Source organism: Kordia antarctica, from assembly GCF_009901525.1.
GTDB lineage: Bacteria > Bacteroidota > Bacteroidia > Flavobacteriales > Flavobacteriaceae > Kordia > Kordia antarctica.
Map to the genome: position 1 here is coordinate 4,302,256 of NZ_CP019288.1, position 25,978 is coordinate 4,328,233.

General features: G+C 32.1%; 23 protein-coding genes. 13 read left to right on the top strand and 10 right to left on the bottom strand.

All coding sequences use genetic code 11. From position 1 onward, the window contains the following. Positions 1–102: 102 nt before the first annotated feature. Positions 103–345 (top strand): hypothetical protein, encoded by a 243-nt coding sequence (locus IMCC3317_RS17995; RefSeq protein ID WP_160130868.1) that lies wholly within the window; start codon positions 103–105, stop codon positions 343–345. 77 nt (positions 346–422) lie between these two features. On the opposite strand, the gene IMCC3317_RS18000 is transcribed toward IMCC3317_RS17995, so the two are convergent. Beyond that, positions 423–1,037: a deoxynucleoside kinase gene (locus IMCC3317_RS18000; RefSeq protein WP_160130869.1), complete on the bottom strand. Its 615-nt coding sequence runs from the start codon at positions 1,035–1,037 to the stop codon at positions 423–425. A 74-nt stretch (positions 1,038–1,111) separates the two neighbouring features. Then, positions 1,112–1,903 (bottom strand): hypothetical protein, encoded by a 792-nt coding sequence (locus IMCC3317_RS18005; RefSeq protein ID WP_160130870.1) that lies wholly within the window; start codon positions 1,901–1,903, stop codon positions 1,112–1,114. Between the two features lie 422 nt (positions 1,904–2,325). Between IMCC3317_RS18005 and IMCC3317_RS18010 the strand changes: the two genes are divergently transcribed. After that, positions 2,326–2,883: a hypothetical protein gene (locus IMCC3317_RS18010; protein ID WP_160130871.1), complete on the top strand. Its 558-nt coding sequence runs from the start codon at positions 2,326–2,328 to the stop codon at positions 2,881–2,883. A 19-nt stretch (positions 2,884–2,902) separates the two neighbouring features. Continuing rightward, entirely contained in the window at positions 2,903–3,481 is a 579-nt protein-coding gene (locus IMCC3317_RS18015) for a hypothetical protein (RefSeq protein WP_160130872.1), read from the top strand. Between the two features lie 291 nt (positions 3,482–3,772). Here the strand turns inward: IMCC3317_RS18015 and IMCC3317_RS18020 are convergent, their stop codons facing one another. Beyond that, complete coding sequence (locus IMCC3317_RS18020) at positions 3,773–4,456, bottom strand: response regulator transcription factor (protein ID WP_160130873.1); 684 nt, start codon at positions 4,454–4,456, stop codon at positions 3,773–3,775. Continuing rightward, entirely contained in the window at positions 4,453–5,937 is a 1,485-nt protein-coding gene (locus tag IMCC3317_RS18025; RefSeq protein ID WP_160130874.1) for a sensor histidine kinase, read from the bottom strand. The genes IMCC3317_RS18020 and IMCC3317_RS18025 overlap by 4 nt, the downstream gene beginning before the upstream one ends. 189 nt (positions 5,938–6,126) lie before the next feature. Here IMCC3317_RS18025 and IMCC3317_RS18030 point away from each other — a divergent pair, with 189 nt between their 5' ends. The 4 genes from IMCC3317_RS18030 to IMCC3317_RS18045 all read left to right on the top strand — a co-directional run bounded on the left by IMCC3317_RS18030 (position 6,127) and on the right by IMCC3317_RS18045 (position 11,986). Further along, a complete protein-coding gene (locus IMCC3317_RS18030) occupies positions 6,127–6,978 on the top strand; it encodes a TlpA family protein disulfide reductase (RefSeq protein WP_160130875.1) in 852 nt (283 codons plus the stop codon). A gap of 141 nt (positions 6,979–7,119) precedes the next feature. Beyond that, complete coding sequence (locus tag IMCC3317_RS18035; RefSeq protein WP_160130876.1) at positions 7,120–7,974, top strand: GLPGLI family protein; 855 nt, start codon at positions 7,120–7,122, stop codon at positions 7,972–7,974. 364 nt (positions 7,975–8,338) lie between these two features. Then, positions 8,339–9,223 carry a GLPGLI family protein gene (locus IMCC3317_RS18040; protein WP_160130877.1) on the top strand — a complete coding sequence of 295 codons (885 nt, stop codon included), beginning with the start codon at positions 8,339–8,341 and terminating at the stop codon, positions 9,221–9,223. A 45-nt stretch (positions 9,224–9,268) separates the two neighbouring features. Continuing rightward, entirely contained in the window at positions 9,269–11,986 is a 2,718-nt protein-coding gene (locus IMCC3317_RS18045) for a TonB-dependent receptor (RefSeq protein WP_160130878.1), read from the top strand. Positions 11,987–12,157: 171 nt separating this feature from the next. On the opposite strand, the gene IMCC3317_RS18050 is transcribed toward IMCC3317_RS18045, so the two are convergent. Continuing rightward, positions 12,158–13,945 (bottom strand): peptidase associated/transthyretin-like domain-containing protein, encoded by a 1,788-nt coding sequence (locus IMCC3317_RS18050; RefSeq protein ID WP_160130879.1) that lies wholly within the window; start codon positions 13,943–13,945, stop codon positions 12,158–12,160. 225 nt (positions 13,946–14,170) lie between these two features. Beyond that, complete coding sequence (locus IMCC3317_RS18055; RefSeq protein WP_160130880.1) at positions 14,171–14,488, bottom strand: hypothetical protein; 318 nt, start codon at positions 14,486–14,488, stop codon at positions 14,171–14,173. 275 nt (positions 14,489–14,763) lie between these two features. Here IMCC3317_RS18055 and IMCC3317_RS18060 point away from each other — a divergent pair, with 275 nt between their 5' ends. The 5 genes from IMCC3317_RS18060 to IMCC3317_RS18080 all read left to right on the top strand — a co-directional run bounded on the left by IMCC3317_RS18060 (position 14,764) and on the right by IMCC3317_RS18080 (position 18,684). Beyond that, a complete protein-coding gene (locus IMCC3317_RS18060) occupies positions 14,764–15,498 on the top strand; it encodes a hypothetical protein (protein ID WP_160130881.1) in 735 nt (244 codons plus the stop codon). Between the two features lie 10 nt (positions 15,499–15,508). Then, positions 15,509–16,171, top strand: a complete 663-nt coding sequence (locus tag IMCC3317_RS18065) for a hypothetical protein (RefSeq protein WP_160130882.1) — start codon at positions 15,509–15,511, stop codon at positions 16,169–16,171. Next, positions 16,147–16,926, top strand: coding sequence for a sensor histidine kinase (locus tag IMCC3317_RS18070; RefSeq protein WP_160130883.1), 780 nt, complete (start codon positions 16,147–16,149; stop codon positions 16,924–16,926). The genes IMCC3317_RS18065 and IMCC3317_RS18070 overlap by 25 nt, the downstream gene beginning before the upstream one ends. Before the next feature lies 1 nt (position 16,927). Further along, complete coding sequence (locus IMCC3317_RS18075; RefSeq protein ID WP_160130884.1) at positions 16,928–17,587, top strand: response regulator transcription factor; 660 nt, start codon at positions 16,928–16,930, stop codon at positions 17,585–17,587. A gap of 227 nt (positions 17,588–17,814) precedes the next feature. After that, a complete protein-coding gene (locus IMCC3317_RS18080) occupies positions 17,815–18,684 on the top strand; it encodes a hypothetical protein (protein ID WP_160130885.1) in 870 nt (289 codons plus the stop codon). Positions 18,685–18,878: 194 nt separating this feature from the next. On the opposite strand, the gene IMCC3317_RS18085 is transcribed toward IMCC3317_RS18080, so the two are convergent. The 4 genes from IMCC3317_RS18085 to metK form a co-directional block, all read right to left on the bottom strand. After that, on the bottom strand, positions 18,879–20,153 hold the full coding sequence (locus tag IMCC3317_RS18085; RefSeq protein ID WP_160130886.1) for a paraquat-inducible protein A: 1,275 nt from the start codon (positions 20,151–20,153) through the stop codon (positions 18,879–18,881). Between the two features lie 22 nt (positions 20,154–20,175). Further along, positions 20,176–21,147: a Gfo/Idh/MocA family protein gene (locus IMCC3317_RS18090; RefSeq protein ID WP_160130887.1), complete on the bottom strand. Its 972-nt coding sequence runs from the start codon at positions 21,145–21,147 to the stop codon at positions 20,176–20,178. A 66-nt stretch (positions 21,148–21,213) separates the two neighbouring features. Next, positions 21,214–22,071 (bottom strand): hypothetical protein, encoded by an 858-nt coding sequence (locus tag IMCC3317_RS18095; RefSeq protein WP_160130888.1) that lies wholly within the window; start codon positions 22,069–22,071, stop codon positions 21,214–21,216. A gap of 209 nt (positions 22,072–22,280) precedes the next feature. Beyond that, positions 22,281–23,534, bottom strand: coding sequence for a methionine adenosyltransferase (gene metK, locus IMCC3317_RS18100; protein ID WP_160130889.1), 1,254 nt, complete (start codon positions 23,532–23,534; stop codon positions 22,281–22,283). Between the two features lie 1,147 nt (positions 23,535–24,681). Between metK and IMCC3317_RS18105 the strand changes: the two genes are divergently transcribed. Continuing rightward, a complete protein-coding gene (locus IMCC3317_RS18105) occupies positions 24,682–25,977 on the top strand; it encodes an O-acetylhomoserine aminocarboxypropyltransferase/cysteine synthase family protein (RefSeq protein ID WP_160130890.1) in 1,296 nt (431 codons plus the stop codon). Position 25,978: the final 1 nt, after the last annotated feature.

The following is a 25,978-nucleotide window of genomic DNA, read 5'->3' on the forward strand; positions in this document are numbered from 1 at the left end:
ACTTTTTCATGTATCCACGTACAAATCGTACGGTTAAACATTAAGTGTCAGTTAGATAAGTTTGTAAATTGTGTACTGTATTAACCAAATAAATTTTAAATCATGAAAAAAAAGAAATTAATTACAAAGTTATCGTTAGGAAAAAACCAAATTTCTGATTTGTCAAAAATAAACGGAGGAAATGTACCGCCAGACGATGATACAGATGGCGACGGCGGTGGAAGTGGCGGCGGAAGCGGATCGTACTCCAATAATTGTAGCGGACAAACCTGCGGATATTGTATCACAGCCAATCATCCTGCAAGTGATCCAATTCATTGCAGAACTTGTGGCGGTAATTGCTAAGAAACGCAGAAAATATATTGAAAACAAAAAAGCCATTCTTTACGGAATGGCTTTTATATTTTTATGTTGAAATTGCTCTAAAACAATCCGTGTATTTGTGCTTCAATTTTATTAATCACACTTCCTAAATCTTCTGGATTATCTACAAAATCTAAATTATCTACGTTCACGATCAATAATTTTCCTTTGTCATATGTTGAAATCCAAGCTTCATAACGTTCATTCAATCTGCTTAAATAATCAATACTAATGGAGTTTTCATAATCGCGTCCACGTTTGTGAATTTGAGCAACTAACGTAGAAATATCTGCGCGTAAATAAATTAATAAATCTGGTGGATCAACTAATTTTTGCATCAATTCAAACAATGATTGGTAATTTTCATAATCACGATTCGTCATCAAACCCATTGCATGAAGGTTTGGTGCAAAAATGTGCGCATCTTCATAAATAGTACGATCTTGAATGATCTTTTTTCCGCTTTCGCGAATTTTTAATACTTGTCTAAAACGACTGTTCAAGAAATAAATTTGAAGATTAAAACTCCAACGTTCCATTTGCGTGTAAAAATCATCCAAATACGGATTATCTACAACATCTTCAAAATGTGGTTCCCATTTATAATGTTTCGCTAAAAGCTTAGTTAAAGTCGTTTTTCCTGCGCCAATATTTCCTGCAATTGCAACGTGCATGTGATTCTGTGATTAGGTGTTCGCTTTAAAATACAACTACTTTTACAATCGTATTCTAAAAATATTCGTTCGAGTTATTCTTTAGTTGGTTTCTTCAGTTGAAACTGATATAATACAATTCCGTCGTAAATATACAAGATATCATCGTGAAGCGAAAACTGTTTGATGGCAATTCTGTCAGACGGTAAATTTATAAGATAAACGTCGTCAGTATTGGTGTAATAGAGTTGTTCGTCTTTTAAAAAAATCACTTCTGTATTTGTCATGGAAAAATCGGTAACGCCAGCTAAATCTTGTTGCGACAACAAACTTCCGTAAATATTATAAGTGTATAAAATAGTTTCTGTGAGCACTCTACAATAATTATAATTACTTTTTAAGGTGATAAATTTCTCCGAGATCGGAAGATTTTGAATCGGAGTTTTCTCTTGAACATAATTAAAAACTTCCAATTGTTGCGTATTCGTGTCAAAAACCCACAAATTTCTGTCGTTTGCAGTGGTGGCTGCCGCCAGATTTTTGAATTGAGCAATTAGATTAAAATCAATTCGTTTGATTTCGTTCAATGTATTATCAAGAATAATTACGGTATTGAAATCTTCGTAGAAGAGTGTTATTTTTAGCGGATTTAGAATATCTACGGAAGTAATTTCGCCCAATTGAAAATTATTGTATTGCCACTTTTTGGTGTCTTTCTGTTTGATTAAAATATTATCTTGAATTGCATACGACGCGCCAAAATTATCCATTCCTACAAATCGATCAACGGACAAACTATCTTGCTTTTGCAAAACGGTTGTGATGGTTTTCTGAGCGAACACTAAACTAGAACAACACAATAAAATACAAAGTATGAAACTTTTCATGGTTGACAAATTACAAAAAATACGCCAAATTTGATGTAACAATTTTTTAATGTATCAATAAACTAATTTGAAAATGTATCGATTTGAAAATTTGAAGATGGTTTAATTTGAAAATGCAGTGTACACAAGTAGATTTCGATACAAAATTCTTGCAGAATTTTACTCAATCTGACGAGCCTTGAATTCGAAGAACGGCAATTCGAGTAATTTTGAATTAAGCATAACTTAAGTGAAAATTTGTTGTTTGTTTGAAGCGTCAGATCGAGTGGAAAATGTGATAATATTTTTTGTATCGAGATCTACTAACGTTTCAATTTGATGATTTGAAGGTGATTTAATTTGAAAATTAATTTTGTGCTATTATAGAAATATTTGAAATTCTATTCATACATTTAAACTCTATTTGAATAAACAATAAATTTATGTTTAAGAAGTTTTTATGTGTGCTATTATTGGTAATAGTAAGCTGTAAGTCATCAGTAATACCTTTAAAAGAATCTGCAAATAATGCAATTAAAGAACTTGGTCCAAATCCATATTTTGAAGTCGATGGAAAAGGTGTAAGTCAAAAAACTTTTACATCACTAAATGAAGCAGATATAACATCTTTATCAATTATTTATGGTAAAGAGGCAACTGACTTGTTTGATGAGAAAGGAAAAGATGGCGTAATTATAGTTCAAACAAAAGCGTATGCACGAAAGAAATTTCAAGTATTATTCAAGACTTTATCGCAAGAATATAGTGAAGTCATTACGAATTATGAAGATGATGAAATTCAGTATATTTTGAATAAAAGGGTTTTAGAGGAAAATTTTGAAGGATCATTAGCAATGATTGATGAAAATTTGTTAAAAAGCATAAAAATTATTGATAGCACTAAGCTGAGTCGAAAATACGGAGTTTCTGGTAAAAAAGTTGGCGTTGTCATAAAATCCAAACGTCCAAAAGATCTTTACGATTCAAAAGAAAAATTTTAAAAAAACATTTTACAACAATATGAAAAAGAGCCTATTTATTGTATTAGCCGCGCTTCTACTAATTTCCTGCTCAAAGAAATTAATTCCAAATTCAGATGATGGAAATGCTTTGATACGTATTATTAACGAAGAAATTAAATCTGGAAACGCAAATCATAAAATGCCCATTTATATTGATAATGTTGAAGTGTTAAAGAAAGATTTGATATTGTTCAATACATTTAAATCAAAAGATTTCACAGCTATTAAGGTACTAAATAAGTTAGAAGCAAAAAAAGCTATTAATACCAAAATTAATGAAAAAGTAATTCAGGTAACTGCTTTTAAAGATGAATTGTTTGATTTAAAATATTACACTAAAATTGACAATGAGCTTATAGAGAAAACAATTGCTAGTTTATTTGAATCTGGACAAATTAATAGGAATCCAATACTTGTATTAAACGGAATTCCGCTTCGTGGAGATGATATTTTCTTAAAAATAAATTCAATTAAAAAAAGTGAGATTAAAAGCATAAGCTTACTTAAAAAACAAGCAGCTTACGCTATATATGGAATTAGAGGAATAAATGGCGTGATCGTAATTACTACTAAATAGTTTTGAATCATTCAATCATTTAATTCATTTCTAAAAGATCAATTTGTACCTAAAATCTAGTTTAAAAGTTGAAAGGTTTATAAGTTTATCTAATGTGTAAATAATTCACAGACCAAAATACTAACCCCAAAGTTTCTAAAGTTGAACTTTTTGATAGATGATTTAAAAGCTATCAACTTATTTAAAAAAGAACATGCTGACTTGCACATTGTATCTTAAAATCATAAAACAATGTCAACAAACAACCTTGAATCATTGAATTTTTAAATTCTTGAATTGAGCGAAGCGCGTCTAACATATCAATTTATATCCAAAACCTCTCACATTTACAATCTGAATCTCCGAATCTTTTTTTAGCTTTTTACGAAGTTTTGAAATAAAAACGTCCATACTTCGTGCGTTGAAAAAATCATCATCGCCCCAAAGTTTTTTTAAAATAAATGTTCTGTCTAAAACGGCATTCCGCTTTTCAGACAAAAAAAATAGCAGCTCCGATTCTCTATGTGTCAATTGTACAGGCGTTTCTTCCCAAATCAATTGTTGTTGTGTATGATTGAAAACGAATTTCCCAATCGGAATTTGTGTGTGATCTTGTTTTAGATGAACTCTGTCCAATAATGCATGAATCCGAACAATCAATTCTTCCATGCTAAATGGTTTTTTTAAATAATCATTTCCGCCATGTTGAAAACCTTCTAATATATCTTTTACTTGTGATTTTGCAGTTAAAAATATAATCGGAATCGTCGGATTTTCTTGTCGAATTTCTTTTGCCAACGTAAAGCCATCTTTCTTCGGCATCATGACATCTAATACTAAAATTTCGGGTTGTACTTTTTGATAGATTTCGTATGCTTTTTCGCCATTTTCACATAAAAAAACTTCAAAATCGCGCGATTCCAAGCTTTCTTTTACAATTTGTCCCAACGCAGATTCGTCTTCGGCAAGCAATAATTTTATTTTATTTTTCTTCATCCGAGCAGCGTTATTTTAAAAATGGTGAGTGTTGTATCTGAAACTAACTGAATCGTTCCGTTGTGTTTCTCAATAATTTTTTTCGTGTAATACAATCCAATTCCGAAACCTTTTACATCGTGTGTATTTCCTTTTGGAATTCGGTAAAACTTATCAAAAATCTTTTCTCGTTGCGATTTGTCAATAGAATCGCCGTTATCAGCGACAGTAATTTCAATAGATTTCACCGTTTTCTTAACATTCACTTTAATTTCACTTCCACCATATTTCAACGCATTATCAATCAAATTTGTAATGGCGTTTTCAAAATGAAAAGGATCTAAATCTAACAATTGACTTTCTATATTGCTTCTAAATTCAATCGTTTTTTCAGTAGTTAGCGCTTGTTGCTTTTCGGTGATGTTTTGAGTGAAATTGACAATATCAATCGTTTCCTTTTTTAGCATCAAATTTTCGCTATCCAACGTGGCAGTTTCGAGTAATTTCTCCACCATTAAGTGCAACTTTTTCAATTGCTTATCAGAAATATCTAAATATTTTTGTGCTTTTTCGGGATCTTTCAACGCGTCAAAATGTTGAATCGCTTCCAAAGCCGTAGAGATTGTGGTAATTGGCGTTTTAAATTCGTGTGTAATATTACTAATCAAATCATTTTTAATTTCTGCTAATTGTTTTTGTTGTCGAATCACGCGTAACAAATACACTAAAGAACTAATAATTGCCAGCGAAAGTAAGGTAGATAACAGAATGCCAAACAGACTTCTTTTCCAAACAGTTTTAGAAATATTTGCGTAGTGTAATTCTAACGTTTCACCAGGTTTCAAATACGCAGATTTTGCATTGGTTTTCAAGAAGCGACTCGGAAGTTTAGTATTGCTTATTTCGTTTACAACGGCACTGTTCACATATTGTTTCAAATGATATGGAACGGCAATTTGTTTACGATCAAACTCAATATCTAAAAACGTTTTTAGTTTTTTAAAATCGAGCGAATCTTCTGTAATAGAAATATACAAAGACGAAATTTCTTGAAGCATGCGAATGCTATCTTTTTTACGTAATAATTGCGGAACTGCATACTTTTTGTAAGAATGAGTTGCTGTCAATAAAGAGTCATTTTGAATATTTGATGGAAATCTAGGTTGTGAATTTTCAATAATAACTGTATTGGAATCTGTTTTCATTCGATGTTCTATCTTCAAAAAAATAGAATCAAAACTTGCGTTTTTCAGCCTCTTAATCGATTCAATATCATCAGTATTAGTAGAAGTGTCCATCGTTATAAACATCATTCTATCATTCTTTGCAATAGCTACATAATACGCTTCCACAGCATTATCCAAACTAATTTGAACCTGATTGATGAATTGTTGTTTGTTGACTTGATAGTTTTTGTAATTCCAATATACTTGTACAGCAATCGTAATCGCTATCGTAGCAATAATGGTATATAAAACCCAAGAAGATCGTTGTTGCTTCATTTTAACCTATTTACTGTTCAAATGTAAGAAGTTAATTAGGATAAAAAACAATCGCTTAACACTCGTTAACAAAAAACATATTTTTGCGATGACGATTTTATGACAGAAAATTATATTAGTATTTTGTAAGAATAATATTTTAATTATTGTTATATTAGTTGCATTTAATACTAATTTAAAATAGGATGTATGAAAAAAGAAACTAGAAAAAAATACTTGAGATATTTTCTGAATTCCTTATTGGGAATGTGTATCTATATATTTTATGGAGTTATTTTCAATGGAAATCATCCAAAAATGTTTCCAGCTACTTGCGCAACCTTCTTTTTGATTTCTTTATGGATGACTAATAAAAGACAGTCAAAATCCAAAGATATTAGTATTTCGTTTTTAATGTCATTTATATTTTTATTGATGATTTTTATTTCTGATAATCTACTAACTGTTGCAGGACAGATTATATATGTAATAATGATGCCTCTAAGTGAGTTGATGGGAAGTTGGGCAAAAAAACAGAAGCTTCAATTTGCATATTTTCCGTTGTTATTGCTATTTGTAACTTTTTTGGTGCGACCTAATTTAATTCATTACTTCTGGAATACAGATTCGTTTAAAAATAAAAAAACGCCTGAAATTTCCTTTTATGCGTTAAATGAAGAAAAAGTAACTTTTACGAATAAAGTTACAGTAATTGATCTTTGGTCAACTTCATGTGGTGTTTGTTTTCGTAAATTTCCAGAGTTTGAAAAACTAAAACAAGACTTTGAAGGAAATGAAAATATCAAATTCTATAGTGCAAATGTTCCTCTGAAAAATGATACGCGTGAAAAAACGTTGGCAACTATTAAGCGACTCAACTATGATTATGAAACGCTTTTTGCCGAAAAATTTGAAATGATACGCGATAGTTTAGGAATCAATGGTTTTCCATATTTATTAATTATAAAAAATGATACCATTCGCTATTTAGGCGATATGGAAACTGATCGTAAAATTGTATTAACGAATACAAAAGATGTAATTCAGAATCTGTTAGAATAAAATTGATACTTCTTTACAATACAAAGTCTTTGCAAGAAAATTGTGAAGACTTTTTTTATGCTTAACACTCGTTAACGTTCATTAACTTTAAACTAAATTTTTAAAGATCATATTTGCAACATCAAATTAAAATAACGAACAATGAAAAACAATTTTCCACAACCAATTATTTTATTCGTCTTCATGCTGGCAACATTAGTATTGAGCGCACAAGATTTTCAAGGTGTAGCAACGTACAAAACCAGTCGTAAAATGGATCTTAAAATTGATAGCACATCTCAAAGCAATGGAATTGACAAAGAAATGCAGCAAAAACTGAATGCAATGCTGCAAAAACAATTTCAAAAAGAATACAAACTTACGTTTAATGCTTCTGAATCTCTCTATAAACAACAAGAAAAACTAGCCGCGCCATCGCCAGGAAGTGACGGAATGAGTATTGTGGTTATGGGAAATAGCCAATCAACAATATTATATAAAAACACCAAAGAAAAGCGATATGCAAACAAGCAAGATATCATGGGGAAGATGTTTTTAATTGAAGATTCTCTAAAAAATGAAGCATGGAAACTTGGCAATGAAACAAAATTTATTGGACAATATACCTGCTACAATGCAACGCGCACAAAGGAAATTGAAGTGTCAGCATCTTTTTCAATTAATGATGCAAAAGATGAACCAAAAAGAACCAAAAAAACGATTACAATTACAGCTTGGTATACGCTAGAAATTCCTGTTAATACAGGTCCAGGAATGTATTGGGGATTGCCAGGATTGATTTTAGAAGTCAACGACGGATCAGAAACGATAATTTGTAGTCAAATTGTTATGAATCCGGAAGATAGAATTAGTATTAATGAACCAACAAAAGGTAAAAAAGTGAATCAAGCGGAGTTTGAAGAAATCATGGACAAAAAGTCAAAAGAAATGATGGAGCGTCATCGCGGAAATGGTCGTGGTGATGGTAATAGTGTTAGAATTGAAATTAAAGGGTAAACATATTAAAATATGAAAAGCAGAAACAAAAACGTACATAATCTTACTAAAACGATTCATTTAGTCATTTTTTAAGAAAATTTTAACGATGTCTAATTAAACTCAAACCCAAAACAAAGGTCTAAATGAGGTTGAAAGTGTAACTTTTTGCACAATTATGTACTAATACCAAATAAACTTTAAAATGATAGTTTAAAATCGGTTCTATTTCCTTTCTGTTTCAATATAAAACAGAACCGTAGCTAAGGCTATGCTTAGGTTTTCTGCCTCACATAAAGAAAATATAATTCAATTTTTTATCAATCATTTTAAAATCCAATTGGTATAACGTACTAAGAATCTTAAAAACAAAAAGACCTATTATATGAAACGTATTTTATTATGGAGCTTACTTTTATGCACGACTAGCATATTTGCTCAAAAATTTCAAGGAAAAGCGTACTACCAATCCAAAACTACGATGGACATGGATTTTGGTGGTAGAGAAATGTCAGAAGAACAGAAAAAAAGAATCAAAGAACGTATGAAAGGCTTTTTGGAAAAAGTATATATTCTTGATTTTAGTCAAACGGCATCTGTTTACAAAGAAGAAGAAAAAATTGCAGCTCCAGGACAAAGCAGAGGCGGATTTGGAAGTATGATGGCAGGAAGTTTTTCGCAAGGAACGCAATACAAAGATGTTCAAAAAGGTGTGATTATGGAATCGAAAGAATTCTTCGGAAAAAAATTCCTAATCAAAGATAGTTTGCCAAAGTTAGAATGGAAAATGGAAGGCGAAACCAAACAAATTGGTAAATACCTTTGTTTTAAAGCAACTGCGCTGAAAAAAGTTGATGAACTTGATTTTAGTAGTATGCGTCCAAGAAGAGGTAGAAATGATAGAGATAAAACTGATGAAGAAAAAAAGCAAGATTCTATCAAAGCGGCAAAAGATCCGTTGAGCCAAATAGACATTCCGAAAGAAATTTTAGTAACTGCTTGGTATACATTAGATATTCCAATTAATCAAGGTCCAGGCGAATATTGGGGATTACCAGGATTAATCTTAGAAATAAGTGCCTACAAAACGACGATTTTATGTTCTAAAATTGTGATGAATCCAGGAGAAAAAGAAGTAATTGAGGAGCCAACAAAAGGAAAAGAAGTTTCTCGAAAAGAATACAATGAAATTGTGAAAGATAAAATGAAAGAAATGCAGGAAATGTATCGAGGTCGCGGTGGTCGTGGTGGAAGAGGCGGACGAGGATAAGCTTTCAAAACCACAACTAATCAAAATCAGAAGAAAATAAAACCAATGAAAAGAATAATACTTGTATTGCTATGTTTGGTAGCACAGACAACTCTTGCCCAAATTGAATTTGAAGGCGTTGTAAAAGATTCCTTAAATAAACCTTTGGAACTTGCCAATGTAATTGCGCTTAACAAAGCAACAAACACGTTAGAATCTTACGGAATTACCAATAATGAAGGGCGTTTTAGACTTGCGCTAAAAAAGAATACAACGTACGCAATCAAAGTGAGTTATATAGGTCTTGCCACGATTGATGATTCATTGACAACTAAAGAAATAGATATTACGAAAGATTTTGTAATGAAAGCTGACAATGACTTAGATGCTGTTGAGCTTACGTATGAAATGCCCGTAACCATAAAAGGAGATACAATTGTGTACAATGCCGATTCCTTTAAAAATGGTTCTGAAAAGAAGTTGGGCGATGTTCTGAAAAAACTACCTGGCGTTGAGGTTGATGATGAAGGAGAAATAAAAGTAGAAGGAAAAACCGTGACGAAAGTGATGGTAGAAGGAAAAGAGTTTTTTGATGGCGATAGCAAATTAGCTACCAAAAATATTCCTGCGGACGCGATTGATAAGGTTGAAGTTTTAAAAAATACGAACGAAGTAGGGCAACTTAGAGGTCTTGGAAACGATCAAGATACGGTGATGATTAACATTAAACTGAAAGAAGGAAAGAAAAACTTTTGGTTTGGTGAAATTACCGCAGGATTAGGTCCTGAAGAACGCTATATTGCCAATCCAAGACTGTTCTATTACAGTCCAGAATATAGTGTTAATATTATTACAGATTTCAACAATATTGGCGCAATTCCGTTTACACGCCGTGATTATTTTAAGTTTTCGGGCGGATTTAGAAATACATCTAGAAATACCGGAACTAACTTCAATGTAGCTTCTAGCGATATCGGATTTTTAACGTTGCGAAATAACAGAGCTAAAGGAATTGATTCTAAATTTGGAGCAGCTAACTTTAGTTATTCTCCAACAAAAACACTTGATATTACTGGTTTTGCCATCTATTCAGGTTCGAGAACAGAAATACAAGAAAACAGTATTCGTACTTATATTGACGAAACTACGCCAGATGAAATTACGCGTACAAATACAAAGCAAAAAAGTGACTTAGGATTGTTCAAACTAAGCACAAATTATAAGCCAAATGCGAACAATCAATTGGATTACGATTTCTTTGCAAAAGTTTCCAAACAAAGCGAACGGCAAGATTTCTTTTCTTCGTTATTAGGGAATATTGATGAAAATCAAAAACAGAATCCATACAGCATCAGTCAAAACTTAAACTATTATTATACGTTAAACGATAAAAATATTTTTGCTTTTGAAGCGCAGTATTTATTACAAGATGAAGATCCGTTTTACAACGCACGATTGGCGCAAAGTGAGCAATTTAGGTTCACAGATTTACTAGATTTAAACACGTCGCAATCGTTTTTAGACATTGCACAAGACAAACGTATAAAGACAAATAAATTTGATTCGCGATTGGATTATTGGTATGTGTTGAATCAGAAAAGTAATATCAATATTACCGCAGGAACAACCTTAAGTACGCAACAGTTTGATGGTGAAATTTATCAGTTTTTAGATAGTGGAAGTAAATTGCCATTACAAGCACCGCAAGAAGATGTGATAAATGATGTAACCTATAATTTTAGCGATACGTATTTAGGAGCGCATTACAAGATAAAATCTGGAAAATTCACGTTTACACCAGGAATTACAGCGCATGCGTACAGTACTAAAAATGAGCAATTTGGTTCAGAATTTAAAGAAACATTCACGCGTTTCTTACCAGATTTAAACATTAGAGTGCAACTAAAAAACTCTGAAAACATCAACTTCAGATACCAAATGCAAACAGATTTTACAGATGTAAATAGTTTGGCAGAAGGTTTAGTGTTTAACAATTATAACTCTTTATATAGAGGAAACAGAGAACTAGAAAATGCAGTATCGCACAATTTAAACTTGAGTTATTTTAGTTTTAATTTGTTTAATTATACAAACATATTTGCCTTTTTAAATTATAACAAACGTGTAGACCCAATTAGAAATCGTTCGCAATTCTTAACAATTCCAGGTGCGAATCCAGGTGATCCTGATGTGCAAAGTACAAACAGTGTTTCGTCTCCTTTTAATTCCGCTTTTGCAGATGAAACATTTTCGGCAAACGGACGATTTGAACGTACATTTGGAAAACTAAAAGCTTCGGTTGGCGGAAACTTCTCTATGTCAAAATTTACACAAGAAATTAATGGAAACAAAAGTGTTAACGAATCGTTTACGCAGTCGTATCAAACAAAATTAAGTACAAACTTTAGAGACGCTCCAAATGTTGAACTTGGGTATAATTTAACGATCAATGAATACGATCAAGGAGGAAATTCAAACAAGTTTACTACAAACAGTCCATATATAAATGTGGATGCGTATTTCTTAAAAAGCTTCATCTTTACAGCCGATTATTCGTATAATAATTATAAAAATGAAGAACGTACCATTAATAGTTACAGTTTCCTAAAAGCGGAATTGTCGTATCAAAAGAAAGATAGCAAATGGGAATATACCGTAAGCGGAAGAAACTTGCTAAATACAAAATCGTTGAACCAAGATAATTCAAGTACTTTCTTGACAAGTACAAGTGAATATTTCATTCAGCCGCGGTATGTTATTTTGAGTTTGAAGTATAATTTGTAATTTCATTCCTGCGTGGTTACTGAGTTTATCGAAGTGTAGGCAGGAATCTCTACTTAATAGAAATTCGAAACAATAACTATCGAAATATAACCATAAAACCCAAAAACCTTTCTGTAACTTAATGCAGAAAGGCTTTCTTTAAAAGAAAATAATTAAAAAACCGCAATATTTTTAAAGGTCTCTCAATACATGTATAATTCCTGTAATTGAGTGATTTCCTGTAGTATCTGTGTATGTTCCTGAAAAGTTGATATCAATATATTCGCCGATTGCGCCAAAACTTGATAGATTGTAAACAATCGTTATATTTTGTGCTGTATTTGAGTTAAACTGATCTCCGTTGGCATCTGGGAAAAATTGAAGTGCGGCTTGTCCATCTGCAATTGCATAACTTCCTGGCGTTACGCCCAACAATCCTATTTCTATATATTCTGAAGTACCTCCGGAATTTAGTTGATGTCTAATGCCATAAGAATTTGGAATATTTGGATTACCGCCTGTTGTAAAATTTTCATCGTAAAATATCGTTGGTTGATTGTCCACTTGATAACTAATAAACTCCGTAACAGAATTACACGCTGCAATAGCACCAACACTTGTTATTGGACTTGTAAAACTATAATTTAAAATTCCTGTAGATTGAAGCGTTACAGCATCAATTCCTTCAAGTGTAAACGTATTTTGTGAGGAACATCTTAACAGATTAAAATCAATAGTTCCATTTGTGATTGGTTCAATAAAAGTATTGCCTTCATACGTCAGTGTTACATAACCATCTGTAACAATATTTCCGTCGCAATTAACAAAATTACCAACAATATTTTCCGAAGAAATAGTAGCTATATCAATGGTAATTGTAATGTCGGTAGGCGCTGAAAGCGGATCAAAGGTAGTTATGTAAAGAATAGAAGTAGTATCACATGGATTAAATACTTGTAATGTTAGTGTTTCATTCGTAGGAACAAGTCCGCAATTTTCGCCATCTCCGTTAGTGGTACTTTGCGCATAATTTAAATTTGAAGTAATTAATTTTACAACCGCATTTGTGACAGGTTGGTTGTTGGTATCTAAAACAGTTACACATAAAAAAGTTGTTTCAAACGGAACGTCACAATTCCAAAAAGTAAAATGTGTCACAGTTCCTATATATTCGTTTCCGATAAGTTCTGCTTCGCCTTCTTCAATCCAATAGCCGTTTTCTTCATCAAAATACCAAAGTGGAATTGTACTTGGCGCTTCTGAAAGTAATTCAGGAGCTACAGGAATTCGAATTTCCGCAGAAGAGTTTTCGGCAAGATTCAAATCTTCGCCATTTGTTCCACGCAATTCTACGGCAATCATTCCTAATGTTTTTAGCAAGCGCACTTCGTTTTGTGCATTGGCAGCGAGTAACATTCCGGGCATTTGTTCGGGCATATTTTCGTCTGTTGGATCTAAGTGATGAAGAATTACATTCACGCTTCCGTTGTACGGAGAACCATCTTCGTTTGCATACGCGCCATTCAAACTTACCGAAGCACCATTTGGTAAACTTATTGTAGCCTGACTTCCGCTTTGAGTGGTTCCTGTTACGGTTTCATCCAACAACATAATCGTCACTTTATTTGTTCCTTCCGTTGGTATAACAGCTCTTGAACCGTGAATGTATCCTTCTTTCTCAGCTTTTACGAAGCCAAAACGTTCTGAAATTGCAGCATTTTCTATGCTAAAAACTCCGTTTGCATCAGTAAAAACAACACTACTTCCAATCGTTATTTGTACATTTTCGATTGGATTATTATTTGTATCGATAACAGTGCCTAAAAAATTGCGATTAATTGTACTTCCAAAATTTTGTAGAAATATTTCGGGATTCACAGTCGTTGGAGTTATTCCATTTTCAAAGTTTTCATCATCATTTTTGCAAGAAAAAAATAATAGTATTGCAAGAAAAAAAACTAGTAAATTGACATTTTTCATAATGGTTGGTTTTACAGAATAGATAACAAAATTGAAAAATGGTTGCGTCAATAATTTAAAAAAAATTAATTTTGATGTCGTAAAATTAACTTTTCACAGTGTTTTGTACAGATATTGTTTTTAGTGTAACTAACTGTAAAACAATAAACACCGAGTAAAACAGATGCTGCTTTATTCGATGTTTATTTGGACAATAATTTTTTTAAAAAAAGTTTTAAAACCTTATCATTTCGTAATTATTTGCTCAACATATACATAAGGTCCATCTGGAGCTGATTGTGCAATACGCGCACAATACCAATCTGCTCCATACGTTAATCCAGTATTCCAAGGACTATTTTTTGCATCTGCCCATGTCCAAGCTTTTGAATTTGAATCAGGGTTTGAAGGCCATCCTTTTTCGTATACTTCAATTTTATCTTTTTGCGCTCTAAAAGGTGCATTTGTGCTCCATTCGACAAACAAATTTCCTTGTCTTTCAAAAGTTGTTAATTTCCACTCATACGATTTTGTTGCTGTTTGATGTTGTGTTGCTTTTTCCATAATATGATAATTTAAAAGATTTGCCTACTCTATTAAAGGTTTTTCGGCTTCCACCTTTTTAGTTGATTTGATATTCCAAAATTCAGCATAACTGAAAGAAAATAATAGACTGTAAATACTGAAAATGCACTTCCGTAGATTCCCGTGATTTGTGGTGGTTTTTACGTGTTTGTACGTTTGTAAGCTGAAATAGAGCGGTTTTTTAGTTAGCTTTATATCCTATCAAAAGGAAAAACCTATCAAATTATTAATATTCACATAAACTATTTTACCAAATGGAAAATCAAAATCAACATTCAGAAACAACAGATTATTCAGAAGAAATCAAGCGTTGGGCAGAAGAAGATGTATTGCAATTAGCGAATCATTTTCATAGATTAACTAAAGGTCAGTTTGAACGCACTAGCTATTTTACAATGACAGCACCAGATGTAGCCATTTTTCAAGAACTAAAACCATTAATTACGGATCTCAGAATTTACATGGCAATAGAAGCTCAAAATAAAGAAAAACATACTTTTTTTCCTGTATTACGTGTGACGAACGATAAAGAAGAGCATACTTTTTTGAAACTCATAGCTCCTGAGGTACGAAAACAAAACTCCACAAAATCGGAAGTTGTGCCTGAAGTATTCAAAAATATGATTTCTAAAAATTGGGATGAAGTTGATTTTCATTTAATTGATGATTTATTTACAGCACGAAAAAAAGAGGAATTAAATAGAGTCGTAGTAGAATCGACAGTAAGAGTTTTGTATTTTCAAATCAGTACGGATATTATTAATCATGTAATTAAAGAATTAACCGAAATTAAAGGAATAACATTATATTCAGGAATTGACATGAACAAGTTCTCAGACAAATACCAAATATCTTTTACGCCAGTTTTAGGATTTCAACATGGAAATATTGATGCAGGCGATTTCACATTTGGACTCAAAAGTATTGTAGAATTTTCTAAAGGAGAAGTCTTTATAGAATATTCAAGACCTTGTCCACCAACATGCTAAATAAAAAACAATGAGTGAAGAATTCTTTGGAAACCTAAGTCTTATATCATCTTTTGCGGTGATACTTCCGTTGCTAATTGCACTTTGGAAGTACAATCGCTTGCACAAAATGCAACTAAAATTAGTCTACTTACTCATTACGATTTTAGTAGTAGAATCCATTTCTAATATTTTGTGGTATCAGAAAATAAATAACTTACCAATCTATCATTTCTATTCGATTATTGAATTTGTGTTGATTGTAAATATCTATAAAGATGAATTGAGAAAAATATTTCCAAAGCGTTTCTTTTACATTTTGATTGCCGTTTTTGCCGTATTTTCAATTGTAAATATGTCTTACTTTCAAAAACTAGAAACGTTCAATTCCAATGCGACAACGTTATTAGGAATTTTGATGATTTTCCTCTCACTCAGCTATTTTTATGCATTATTAAAAGAAGTAAAATACAGCGCTTTGGAACAAAATCCAATGTTTTGGCTAAATGCAGGGTTTTTAATATATTTTTCGAGTAATTTAATCCTGTTTTTCATTAACAACAGCATCTTTAAAGATCCAACTGCAGAAGCAAACGAAGTCAGTTATTTACTTTGGGGAATGCACGCAGTTGTCAATATAGTATTAATCTTATTTTACACAATTTCCATATGGGTGAATCCGAAACAACCATAACATTACAAATTATTATTATTGGAATGATCATGCTTTTTGTATTGGCATTAGCAGTCATTTTATTTTTTATTATCTATCAGAAACGACTCTTGGCGCAACAAAAAAAGCATCAAGAAATTGCAGCAGAATATCAACGAGAATTATTGGGAGTTGCTATTGAAAGTCAGGAAAAAGAACGCACCCGAATTGGCAAAGAATTACATGACGATGTTGGCGCTTTATTAACGACAACGAAATTATATTTAAGTCAAGTTTCTCCTGAACTCTCTGCGGAAGAATTAACCAAAACTACCGAAAAAATGCGTTCACTTTTTGATGCAATGATTCAAGGAGTTCGGAATATTTCTCAAGATTTACGACCTGTAATTTTAGAGAAATTAGGATTGATAGAAGCGGTAGAAAATTTAGTGCAAACGGTAAATGATGTTGGTACAATAAACGCTACTTTCAATGATTTTTCCACGAGTGCTATCGCGAAAGCGGACGAATTAAATGTATACAGAATTATGCAGGAATTGATTAATAATACGTTAAAACATGCAATGGCATCCAACATTTCAATTGCGTTCAGCAACGAAGGAACCGCATTAAAAATTACCTATAAAGATGATGGAATCGGATTACAGCAAGAATACTTAAACCAAAAAGGAATTGGACTCAGAAACATAGAAAGTAGATTATCAGTTTTGGCTGGAACAATACATTTCAATGCGCAAAAAACGGGCATGAAAGCAATTATAAAAATACCGATCTAACATGACGAAAAAAACCATACAATTAGGCTTAGTAGACGACCACAATTTATTCCGAGAAGGCATCAAATCATTGCTCGATAAAATTGAAGAAGTTACGTTAGTATTGGAAGCTGTAAACGGAAAAGATATGTTTACAAAGTTGAATAATGTTGTGCCAGACGTAATTTTGTTAGACTTAGAAATGGAGGAAATGAATGGCGTTGACGCAACGTTGAAACTGCAAGAATTATTTCCAGAAGTGAAAATTTTAATCCTAACCATGCATAAAGAAGAACGCATGATTTCCTACTTAATGGAAATTGGCGCGAATGGTTATTTGTTAAAAGATACAACACGAGAAGAACTAGAAAAAGCGATTAAAACGGTTTATAAAAGCGGGTTTTACTTCAACGAATTTGTCTCGCAAGCATTGCTAAAAGGATTGAAAAACAAATCGGGCAGACCTTTAAAAATCGGCAAAGATTATCATTTAACGGCGCGTGAATTAGAAGTCTTAGAATTGATTGCACAAGAATTCACAACCGCCGAAATGGCAGAAAAATTATTTCTCAGCGCACGAACTATTGAAGGTCATCGTAAAAACTTAATTAGCAAATTAGGCGTAAAAAATACCGCAGGTTTATTGATAAAAGCGATCAAAGAAAAGCTGATTGTGGTTTGATGGATTGCTACAAGTACTTTGTGTTATTACAAGTTTTCAATGTAGTTTTTTCTACTTTTGGATTAATTAAAAATCATTTATATTTGTAAGAAAGGAATACTATATAATGAACTGATGTTTATTGTATATAAGTTAGCCACAATTACAAATCTCTCCGTAAAAAAACTAATATAAATATTTAGTCCGTTTAGATTTAAAATGGAAAAAAATTACACATTAAAATATTTATGACTGAAAAATATATTGAATTCAATAAAATATACATTATAGAATCTTTAAATGTTAAAGATATTAAAACAGGGACTTTGTTAAAGAATGATGTATTAAGATGGAAAAAATTTAATGAAAATCATCCTGTCAAGACTAAATTATATTCTCCAAGTAAACGTAAAGAGTTCTTTCAAGTTCTTGACCTTATAAAATCGATTTGCATTAAGAACAAAACATATCCTATAATTCATTTTGAAATACATGGAAGTAATGATAAAAAAGGTTTGATATTGAACTCAGGAGATATGATTACTTGGGAGGAGCTAATTATCAAACTCCGAGAAATCAATATAATAATAGCTAATAACCTATTTTTTACTATGGCTGTTTGTTACGGAGCATATCTCTTTAAAGCCGTAGAATTAGAATTACCCGCTCCTTTTTGTGGAATGATAGGCTCTGAAGAAGCTATCACTACTGATGATTTGATGATAAGATATCAAGAATTTTATAATGAACTTCTTAATAACTTAAATATAACAAAAGCTTATAAAGCCTTAAAAAAAGCTAATACCAACATGCATAACACATATAGGTTTATAGATTCTTCTCAAGCATTTAAAATTATCTATCGAAATTACTTTAAAGAAAATACATCAGATGAGGCTATTAAGGAAAGACTTATACAAGTTAAAAAAGATGAAAAATTAGAATTTAAAAATAGACAATCGGAAAGAAAATATAATAGAGGTTTCAAAAAAATTCTTTTACAAACAAGACAAAGATATTATTCTGAACATTCTGAAACTTTTTTTATGATTGATAAAGTTCCTTCACATAGAACTAGATTTAACGTTCCTAAGTCTTATACAACTTTAATCAAATAATTGTAGCTAAAACAGGTAACCATTGCACATGCCTATAAATAATGATAAAATGTATCTATAGAAAGTCCTTTTGAGAGCTTTTTTAGGTTTTCAACAGTTGCATATTTCAATAATTCTCATTGCTTAAAATAATTACTATGAAGTTTTGAGTTGCTTTTGTTTCTAAAAAAATTGAACCAAATTTACTAGGCAAACTAATCTTTTGTCTTTTCCTCAAACAACTTCTGAATCGTCTGTGAAATAAAAAGACTCATAATTACAAAACCGAGAAAAAAGTAAAATCCATATTGCAATTCAGATTCGTTAGTCGTCAGTATTTTAATACTATACGTTATATTTTCTAACTGATTCAACTGACTTGTAATGATTCCTGCAAAGCCAATATACGACATAAAAATTGCCACAACCATAACATCTGCCATCGACCATTTCCCACTTTTAAACACTAAAAATTGAATAATTTTATTCTGCTGCAACTTTCTTTTAAAGACTAATAATAGACTTGAAATTAATTTCGCCACAGGGAAAATAACGCTAAAAAGTAATACTAAAAATCCAACAATCATGATTTTCACTTTCTCTTGGATCAACATGGTTTGTGAGACTTCAATAATACTTTTACTTCGGAAATATAATACTTGATTGTAAAAGGAAATTGGTTCGCCCATTAGTTGAAATTCCATGGAAGAAATTCGTGCATCAATGGCAATCATTGGAAGATAAATACCCAAAATCAACAAATGCAGCGCCGCAATTACATATGCAGTAATGGTAATTCTTGAATGTCCTTTTATTAAAAACATACTTATTAATAAAGATATAAAAGCAAGTAGTAGGATGAAATTTACAGCAGTTAATCTATTATTAATTCGTTCTATTTCTTTAAGAATAATTGGTTTTGTGGCTGTCGCATCGGTGGCATTATATTTCGATAGAATATCATTAAACAGCGTATAATCAATCTTTTGAAAAGTAGATTCCTTATAATCATTTAATTGTGTCAGAATGTATTTTTTGATGCTTTCCCGATTTTCTTCGTCGTTTAGAAAATCAAGAATACCTTCTGTAATTTCGGGAACTTGTACTTTTAGACTTTCAAAAATCTTAAAAAAGTTGGAACCTGCATTTTTCAAAGAAATACCTAAAAATGCGTTTCTTTTATTTTCTGCTTTATAATTGGCTTCAAATTCGTTGATGGTTTCATACAAAAACGATCGAATTTTTCGTGCCGCATCTTCTCGGTCTTCTCCAACAAGATTCAATTCTTCTACTTTTTTCGTTAGAATTTTAGAAAATTGTTCCATCCAAACATCCACATTAAACATGCCGTATTTAATATCGGAAAGTTCTATAACATCTGCTTGTAATATTCTTTTTTCGATTTCAATCCTATACGTAATCACAGCTGAAATACTGATTATAATCAACAAGACTATTACTATGATATTTTTGATATTAAAATTTTTCACGTTAGTTTTTTTCAGTTTAGATTTAGTATTGTAAACCAATTTTAGTTTGCACCTTTGTTAATAAAGTAGCTAAATTAAGGCTCAAATCTAATGGTAATTTTGAACTTTCATTAACTCTATTGCGTAAACAATTGTTCACTTCTTCAATTTCGTGAAAATATCCATTTCCAACATATGGAAGTTCAAACACAGTTTCTGAGTCATCTTTAAAAAGAGTAATTGTATTGGATTGATGAAATCTTCGATGTAATTTTATAGTACCTTTTGTTCCATGAATAAAGGCTTCCGTTGGCGTATTTACTTCAAATGTAGATTCCAAAACCGCTTTTGCGTTGCTTTCATAATCGAATAATAATGCGCAAAAACTATCAACATCCGTTTCTGTCATTCGTGCCATTGCTTTAATATCTGAAGGAATTCCTAAAACTAATAAACTTAAAAAAATTGGGTAAATGCCAATATCTAATAACGAACCGCCGCCCAAGTTTTTATTGAATAATCTACTTTCGAGATTTAGTTCGGCTTTAAAGCCAAAATCGGCACGCACTTGAATAATATCGCCAATAGTTTTTTCATGGAGAAGTGAAATCATTTTTTCAATTGCTGGCATAAATCGTGTCCAAATGGCTTCCATTAAAAACAATTTTCGTGATTTCGCTTCTTCAATCATGGCTTTCACTTCCGTGGAATTAATTCCCATAGGTTTTTCACATAAAACAGCTTTTCCGTTTCGCAAGCAAAGCATTGTGTTTTCAAAATGAAATGTATGTGGTGTTGCAATATAAATTACATCAATTTTAGGATCATTTGCGAGTTTTTCATAGGAATCGTAAGCAGATATTGAATTATATTTTCCAGCGAAAGCGGTTGCTTTTTCCAAACTTCGAGAAGCAACTCCTTGAAGAAGTGTATTGTCAGCAAGTTGTAAATCGGCAGCAAACTTGTTTGCTATTTTCCCCAAACCTATAATTCCCCAATGTATTTTTTTTGGCATGTTTTTTTGTTTCGAATACATTCAAATTTAGGAAATTAAAAACAATCTTCGGGATTCTTTATTAACTTATGTCATTAAAGATCCAGCGCCAGAACCACTATTATCATCGTCATCTTTCCTAAACTTTTTCCAGATTTCTTTATCTCTCTCATTATCATCACTATGATATTCCTGATCAGAATAGCCATCTTCTGGTAAATCTTTTGTTTTTTCAAACTTATGACTTGCATTACAGCGCAAACACAAAGGACGTAATCTTGAAGGATCATCGTGATCGGTTCTAATTTGGGCATCATTTTTTCTTTTCTTTTTTAACTTTTTCAATCGTCCGCTCCATTTTGGATAATGATCAAGTTGCCCAGATACTATATTATGGCGTTTCTTCTTTTTTTTACTAATGAAATACGTTCTAATTTCTCTTCCCTTTCTATCAGCTAATGGCATTCCGCAACCTGGACACACATACATTCGATTTTTATTTCTGAGTGCTCCACTGGTAATTACACGTCTTCTGAGTGCTTTGCTAAATGTAGACCGATGTTTTTGTTGTTGACTTGACGGAAGCCACGCTTCATCACTCTCATCTCCAGGTTTTTTAGCTCGCTTTCTCTTAGTCTTATTCTTTGCTGATTTTCTTTTTCTTTTACGATCTTCATCACCTTTTCCCAATTGCACAACGTCATTTGAAGTGGTTATGTTGGTTGTTTTTAATTGTGTTATATTTTCTGAAATTTCTTCAATGATTTTTGACTGCGTCTCGTGAGTTCCATTTGTAATTTTATCGCGTAGTTTTCTTTGCGTAATAGCTTCTGGACGATTATCCACAAATTGAAAAGTAGATATATTACCACTCTGTTTTTTGGTAATTACATTTGCTGCCGATTGGTGTTTATGTTCTTTCTTTTTATCAGCGTGCGTATTCATAATCAACAGTATCTGGTTAGTGTTAGTGAATAAATATACTATTTAGAAGCGTTAAATTTGACTAAATGTCTTTTTAACTTGTAGGATGTATACGAATTGTATACGCCACTTGTCAGTTTTTATAATATTTTTTAAAATCAAACCACAAAAAAACCGCTTCCATAAACTGAAAGCGGTTTTCTAAAATATATAACTAAGCTAAGAATCTCTTACAATCCAAAAGCAGTTTTAACTTTATCAACATAATCTAATTTTTCCCAAGTAAACAACTCAACATCTAAAGTTTTACTTTCTCCATAAGGAGTTGTGAAGGTTTTAGAAACAGTTTCATTTTTACGTCCCATATGTCCGTAAGCAGCAGTTTCACTATACATTGGTGTGCGTAACTTTAAACGACGTTCAATTGACGCAGGACGCATGTCAAATACTTTGGCAACGATCTTTGCAATCTCTCCGTCAGTCATATTTACTTTTGCCGTTCTGTACGTATCAACAAAAATTCCCATAGGTTCTACTACGCCAATTGCATACGAAACTTGTACTAAAATCTCGTCAGCAACGCCAGCCGCAACTAAATTTTTCGCTGCATGGCGAGTTGCATATGCAGCACTTCTATCTACTTTACTTGGATCTTTTCCTGAAAAAGCGCCACCACCGTGAGCACCTTTTCCTCCGTATGTATCTACGATAATTTTTCTTCCTGTCAGTCCTGTATCTCCGTGTGGTCCACCGATTACGAATTTTCCAGTTGGATTGATGTGATACTTAATATCATTCCCAAATAACGCTTGAATTTTTGGAGTTAATTTTGATTTCACTCTTGGAATTAAAATATCAACGATATCCTTACGAATCTTCGCTAACATTACTTCATCTTCATCAAAATCATCATGTTGTGTAGAAATTACAATTGCTTCCACGCGTGAAGGTACATTGTCATCATCATACTCAATTGTTACCTGACTTTTCGCATCTGGACGTAAGTAGTTGATTTCCTTGTTTTCTCTTCGCAAAGCAGCCAATTCAATCAACATTAAATGTGATAAATCTAAGGCTAAAGGCATTAAGTTTGAAGTCTCTTTCGTAGCATAGCCAAACATCATTCCTTGATCTCCGGCACCTTGCTCTTCTTTTGTTTCTCTATCAACACCTCTATTAATATCGTCAGATTGTTCATGAATTGCAGATAAAACTCCGCAAGAACTTCCGTCAAACATATATTCACTTTTCGTGTAACCAATTTTATTAATTACTTCTCTAGCAATCTTTTGTACGTCTAAATACGTGTTCGATTTTACTTCGCCAGCTAAGATTACTTGACCAGTTGTTACCAACGTTTCACAAGCCACTTTTGATTCTGGATCGAATGCTAAAAAATTATCAATTAAAGCATCAGAAATTTGATCTGCTACTTTGTCTGGATGTCCTTCTGAAACGGATTCAGAGGTAAAAAAATATGACATAATAAATCTTCTTTAAAAAATTATAAAAAGAGGGAAAACTAAAAATGATTGCTAAACAGCTAAAGAAGTAGTGAATTACTGCTTTAGCATTTTTTAATATCCTAAAATTTAATTTAGAATCTAGTTTACAATTAATTATAAACTAGGGACTGAAACAAGTTCAGCACATGAGGTTGCAATCAGTTCAAATTTTTCCTCAAAATCAAGAACAAATGTATGAAAATCTACTTACATACAAACAACAAAAAAATATAAATTCATATTTAGTTTAAAAATTGTTAAAAATAACTTTTTTTAAAAAATATTAGGATATTAAATAATTATGACTTTATATTTGTAACAAACAAAGACGAAAAATGTTTACTAAAGTTTTCAATATGTGTTGTATGATGTGTTGCAGAAATGCCACAGAGGACACTATTGTACGATAATTTTAAAAGAACATCTATCAATAATTTAAGCCTCTGCCAACGCAGAGGCTTTTTTCATGATTATATTTTAAGTTAATTTTTTTTCAAAAACCAATGATGACAATTTTTCAAATAGCGAAAATCAAAACTACAATGACACTAAGTTGTTGTATATTGGTTATGTGCATGACATGCTGTAGCCAAGTTCGCTGGTATCGAAAAGTTCCTGATAAACTTTAAACAGTTTCTCGCATCTATAAAAAAAGGTTCTTTTGGTAAACGCACTTCCAAAAAGAACCTTTTTTTATTTGGTTGAAAGTTAAAAGTTAAAAGTTAAAAGTTAAAAGTTAAAAGTTAAAAGTTGAAAGTGAAGTTAAAAGTGAAAAGTGAAAAGTGAAGTTGAAAGTGAAAAGTGAAAAGTGAAGTTGAAAGTGAAGTTGAAAGTGGAACAAATCAACACACAACCGAATTAACGAACAACAAACAAACAACAAACAAAAAATATAAATTCACACATTAATAAAAGAGCAAAGAACATAGAATATAGAGCAAAGATAGAATCAACAAATAACCAAATTAACAAACAACAAACAACAAACAACAAACAAACAACGAACAAAAAATATAAATTCACAGATTAATAAAAGATAAAAGAGCAAAGAACATAGAATATAGAGCAAAGATAGAATCAACAAATAACCAAATTAACAAACAATACATAACAAACACACAACAATATGAGCACACAAAAATTCGCAACAAAAGCATTACACGCAGGACACGATACCAAAGCAAACGGAGGAACACGAGCTGTACCAATTTATCAATCAACAGCATTTGTATTCAACAATTCGGATCATGCGTCAAACTTATTTGCATTGGCTGAACCTGGAAACATTTATACCAGAATTAACAATCCAACCAATGACATTTTAGAACAACGATTAGCAGCTTTAGAAGGTGGAATTGCTGCCGTTGTAACCGCTTCCGGAGCTTCCGCAATTGCAACAACATTGTTAACATTATTACGCGCAGGCGATCATATTGTAGCTTCAAGTAGTTTATATGGCGGAACGTATAATTTGTTAAATGTTACGCTTCCGCGATTGGGAATTACGACAACTTTTGTAAATCCTGATGACGAAAACAGTTTCAGCGATGCTGTGAAAGAAAACACAAGAGTCGTTTTTATTGAATCTTTAGGGAATCCGAAATTAGATGTTTTAGACCTTGAGAAAATTTCGGCGCAAGCCAAAGCAAACAAAATTCCATTAATCGTTGACAATACGATTGCCACACCATACTTATTAAACCCGATAAAATACGGCGCAAACATTGTTATTCACTCACTCACAAAATACATCAACGGAAACGGAACTGCGTTAGGTGGCGCTATCATTGACGCAGGAACCTTCGATTGGACCAACGGAAAATTCCCAGAATTTACAGAACCTTCTGCAGGTTATCACGGTTTAGTGTATAGCGAAGCACTAAAAGAAGCAGCATTTATTGCCAAAGTTCGTATTGAAGGATTGCGCGATTTTGGTTCGGCATTAAGTCCATTCAATGCATTTCAAATCATTCAAGGATTGGAAACGCTGCCAATTCGTATCAAACAACACAGTCAAAATGCATTGGAATTAGCAACATGGTTGCAAAAGCAAGAAGCCGTTGCTTGGGTAAACTATCCAGCATTAGATACTAGTAAATATCAAGCATTAGCTAAAAAATACTTACCAAAAGGGCAAAGTGGAATTGTAACATTCGGAATCAAAGCAGGGTTTGAAGCAGCAAAACGCATTGCAGACGAAACCGTAGTTTTCTCGCTTTTAGCAAATATTGGCGATACAAAATCACTCATCATTCATCCTGCAAGTACAACGCATCAACAATTGACAACGGAACAACAAGCTTCCACAGGTGTCACACAAGATTTAATTCGTTTGTCAGTTGGTTTGGAAGATATTGAAGATTTAAAAACTGATTTAAAAACCGTTTTTGATAAGATAATCGCAGGAATTCCAGCATCATAAA

What these genes read in the sequence shown, in the direction of transcription:
- IMCC3317_RS17995 (WP_160130868.1), top strand. Translation starts at nt 103, where the DNA reads ATGAAAAAAAAGAAATTAATTACAAAGTTATCGTTAGGAAAAAACCAA.
- IMCC3317_RS18000 (WP_160130869.1), bottom strand. Translation starts at nt 1,037, where the DNA reads ATGCACGTTGCAATTGCAGGAAATATTGGCGCAGGAAAAACGACTTTA.
- IMCC3317_RS18005 (WP_160130870.1), bottom strand. Translation starts at nt 1,903, where the DNA reads ATGAAAAGTTTCATACTTTGTATTTTATTGTGTTGTTCTAGTTTAGTG.
- IMCC3317_RS18010 (WP_160130871.1), top strand. Translation starts at nt 2,326, where the DNA reads ATGTTTAAGAAGTTTTTATGTGTGCTATTATTGGTAATAGTAAGCTGT.
- IMCC3317_RS18015 (WP_160130872.1), top strand. Translation starts at nt 2,903, where the DNA reads ATGAAAAAGAGCCTATTTATTGTATTAGCCGCGCTTCTACTAATTTCC.
- IMCC3317_RS18020 (WP_160130873.1), bottom strand. Translation starts at nt 4,456, where the DNA reads ATGAAGAAAAATAAAATAAAATTATTGCTTGCCGAAGACGAATCTGCG.
- IMCC3317_RS18025 (WP_160130874.1), bottom strand. Translation starts at nt 5,937, where the DNA reads ATGAAGCAACAACGATCTTCTTGGGTTTTATATACCATTATTGCTACG.
- IMCC3317_RS18030 (WP_160130875.1), top strand. Translation starts at nt 6,127, where the DNA reads ATGAAAAAAGAAACTAGAAAAAAATACTTGAGATATTTTCTGAATTCC.
- IMCC3317_RS18035 (WP_160130876.1), top strand. Translation starts at nt 7,120, where the DNA reads ATGAAAAACAATTTTCCACAACCAATTATTTTATTCGTCTTCATGCTG.
- IMCC3317_RS18040 (WP_160130877.1), top strand. Translation starts at nt 8,339, where the DNA reads ATGAAACGTATTTTATTATGGAGCTTACTTTTATGCACGACTAGCATA.
- IMCC3317_RS18045 (WP_160130878.1), top strand. Translation starts at nt 9,269, where the DNA reads ATGAAAAGAATAATACTTGTATTGCTATGTTTGGTAGCACAGACAACT.
- IMCC3317_RS18050 (WP_160130879.1), bottom strand. Translation starts at nt 13,945, where the DNA reads ATGAAAAATGTCAATTTACTAGTTTTTTTTCTTGCAATACTATTATTT.
- IMCC3317_RS18055 (WP_160130880.1), bottom strand. Translation starts at nt 14,488, where the DNA reads ATGGAAAAAGCAACACAACATCAAACAGCAACAAAATCGTATGAGTGG.
- IMCC3317_RS18060 (WP_160130881.1), top strand. Translation starts at nt 14,764, where the DNA reads ATGGAAAATCAAAATCAACATTCAGAAACAACAGATTATTCAGAAGAA.
- IMCC3317_RS18065 (WP_160130882.1), top strand. Translation starts at nt 15,509, where the DNA reads ATGAGTGAAGAATTCTTTGGAAACCTAAGTCTTATATCATCTTTTGCG.
- IMCC3317_RS18070 (WP_160130883.1), top strand. Translation starts at nt 16,147, where the DNA reads ATGGGTGAATCCGAAACAACCATAACATTACAAATTATTATTATTGGA.
- IMCC3317_RS18075 (WP_160130884.1), top strand. Translation starts at nt 16,928, where the DNA reads ATGACGAAAAAAACCATACAATTAGGCTTAGTAGACGACCACAATTTA.
- IMCC3317_RS18080 (WP_160130885.1), top strand. Translation starts at nt 17,815, where the DNA reads ATGACTGAAAAATATATTGAATTCAATAAAATATACATTATAGAATCT.
- IMCC3317_RS18090 (WP_160130887.1), bottom strand. Translation starts at nt 21,147, where the DNA reads ATGCCAAAAAAAATACATTGGGGAATTATAGGTTTGGGGAAAATAGCA.
- IMCC3317_RS18095 (WP_160130888.1), bottom strand. Translation starts at nt 22,071, where the DNA reads ATGAATACGCACGCTGATAAAAAGAAAGAACATAAACACCAATCGGCA.
- metK (WP_160130889.1), bottom strand. Translation starts at nt 23,534, where the DNA reads ATGTCATATTTTTTTACCTCTGAATCCGTTTCAGAAGGACATCCAGAC.
- IMCC3317_RS18105 (WP_160130890.1), top strand. Translation starts at nt 24,682, where the DNA reads ATGAGCACACAAAAATTCGCAACAAAAGCATTACACGCAGGACACGAT.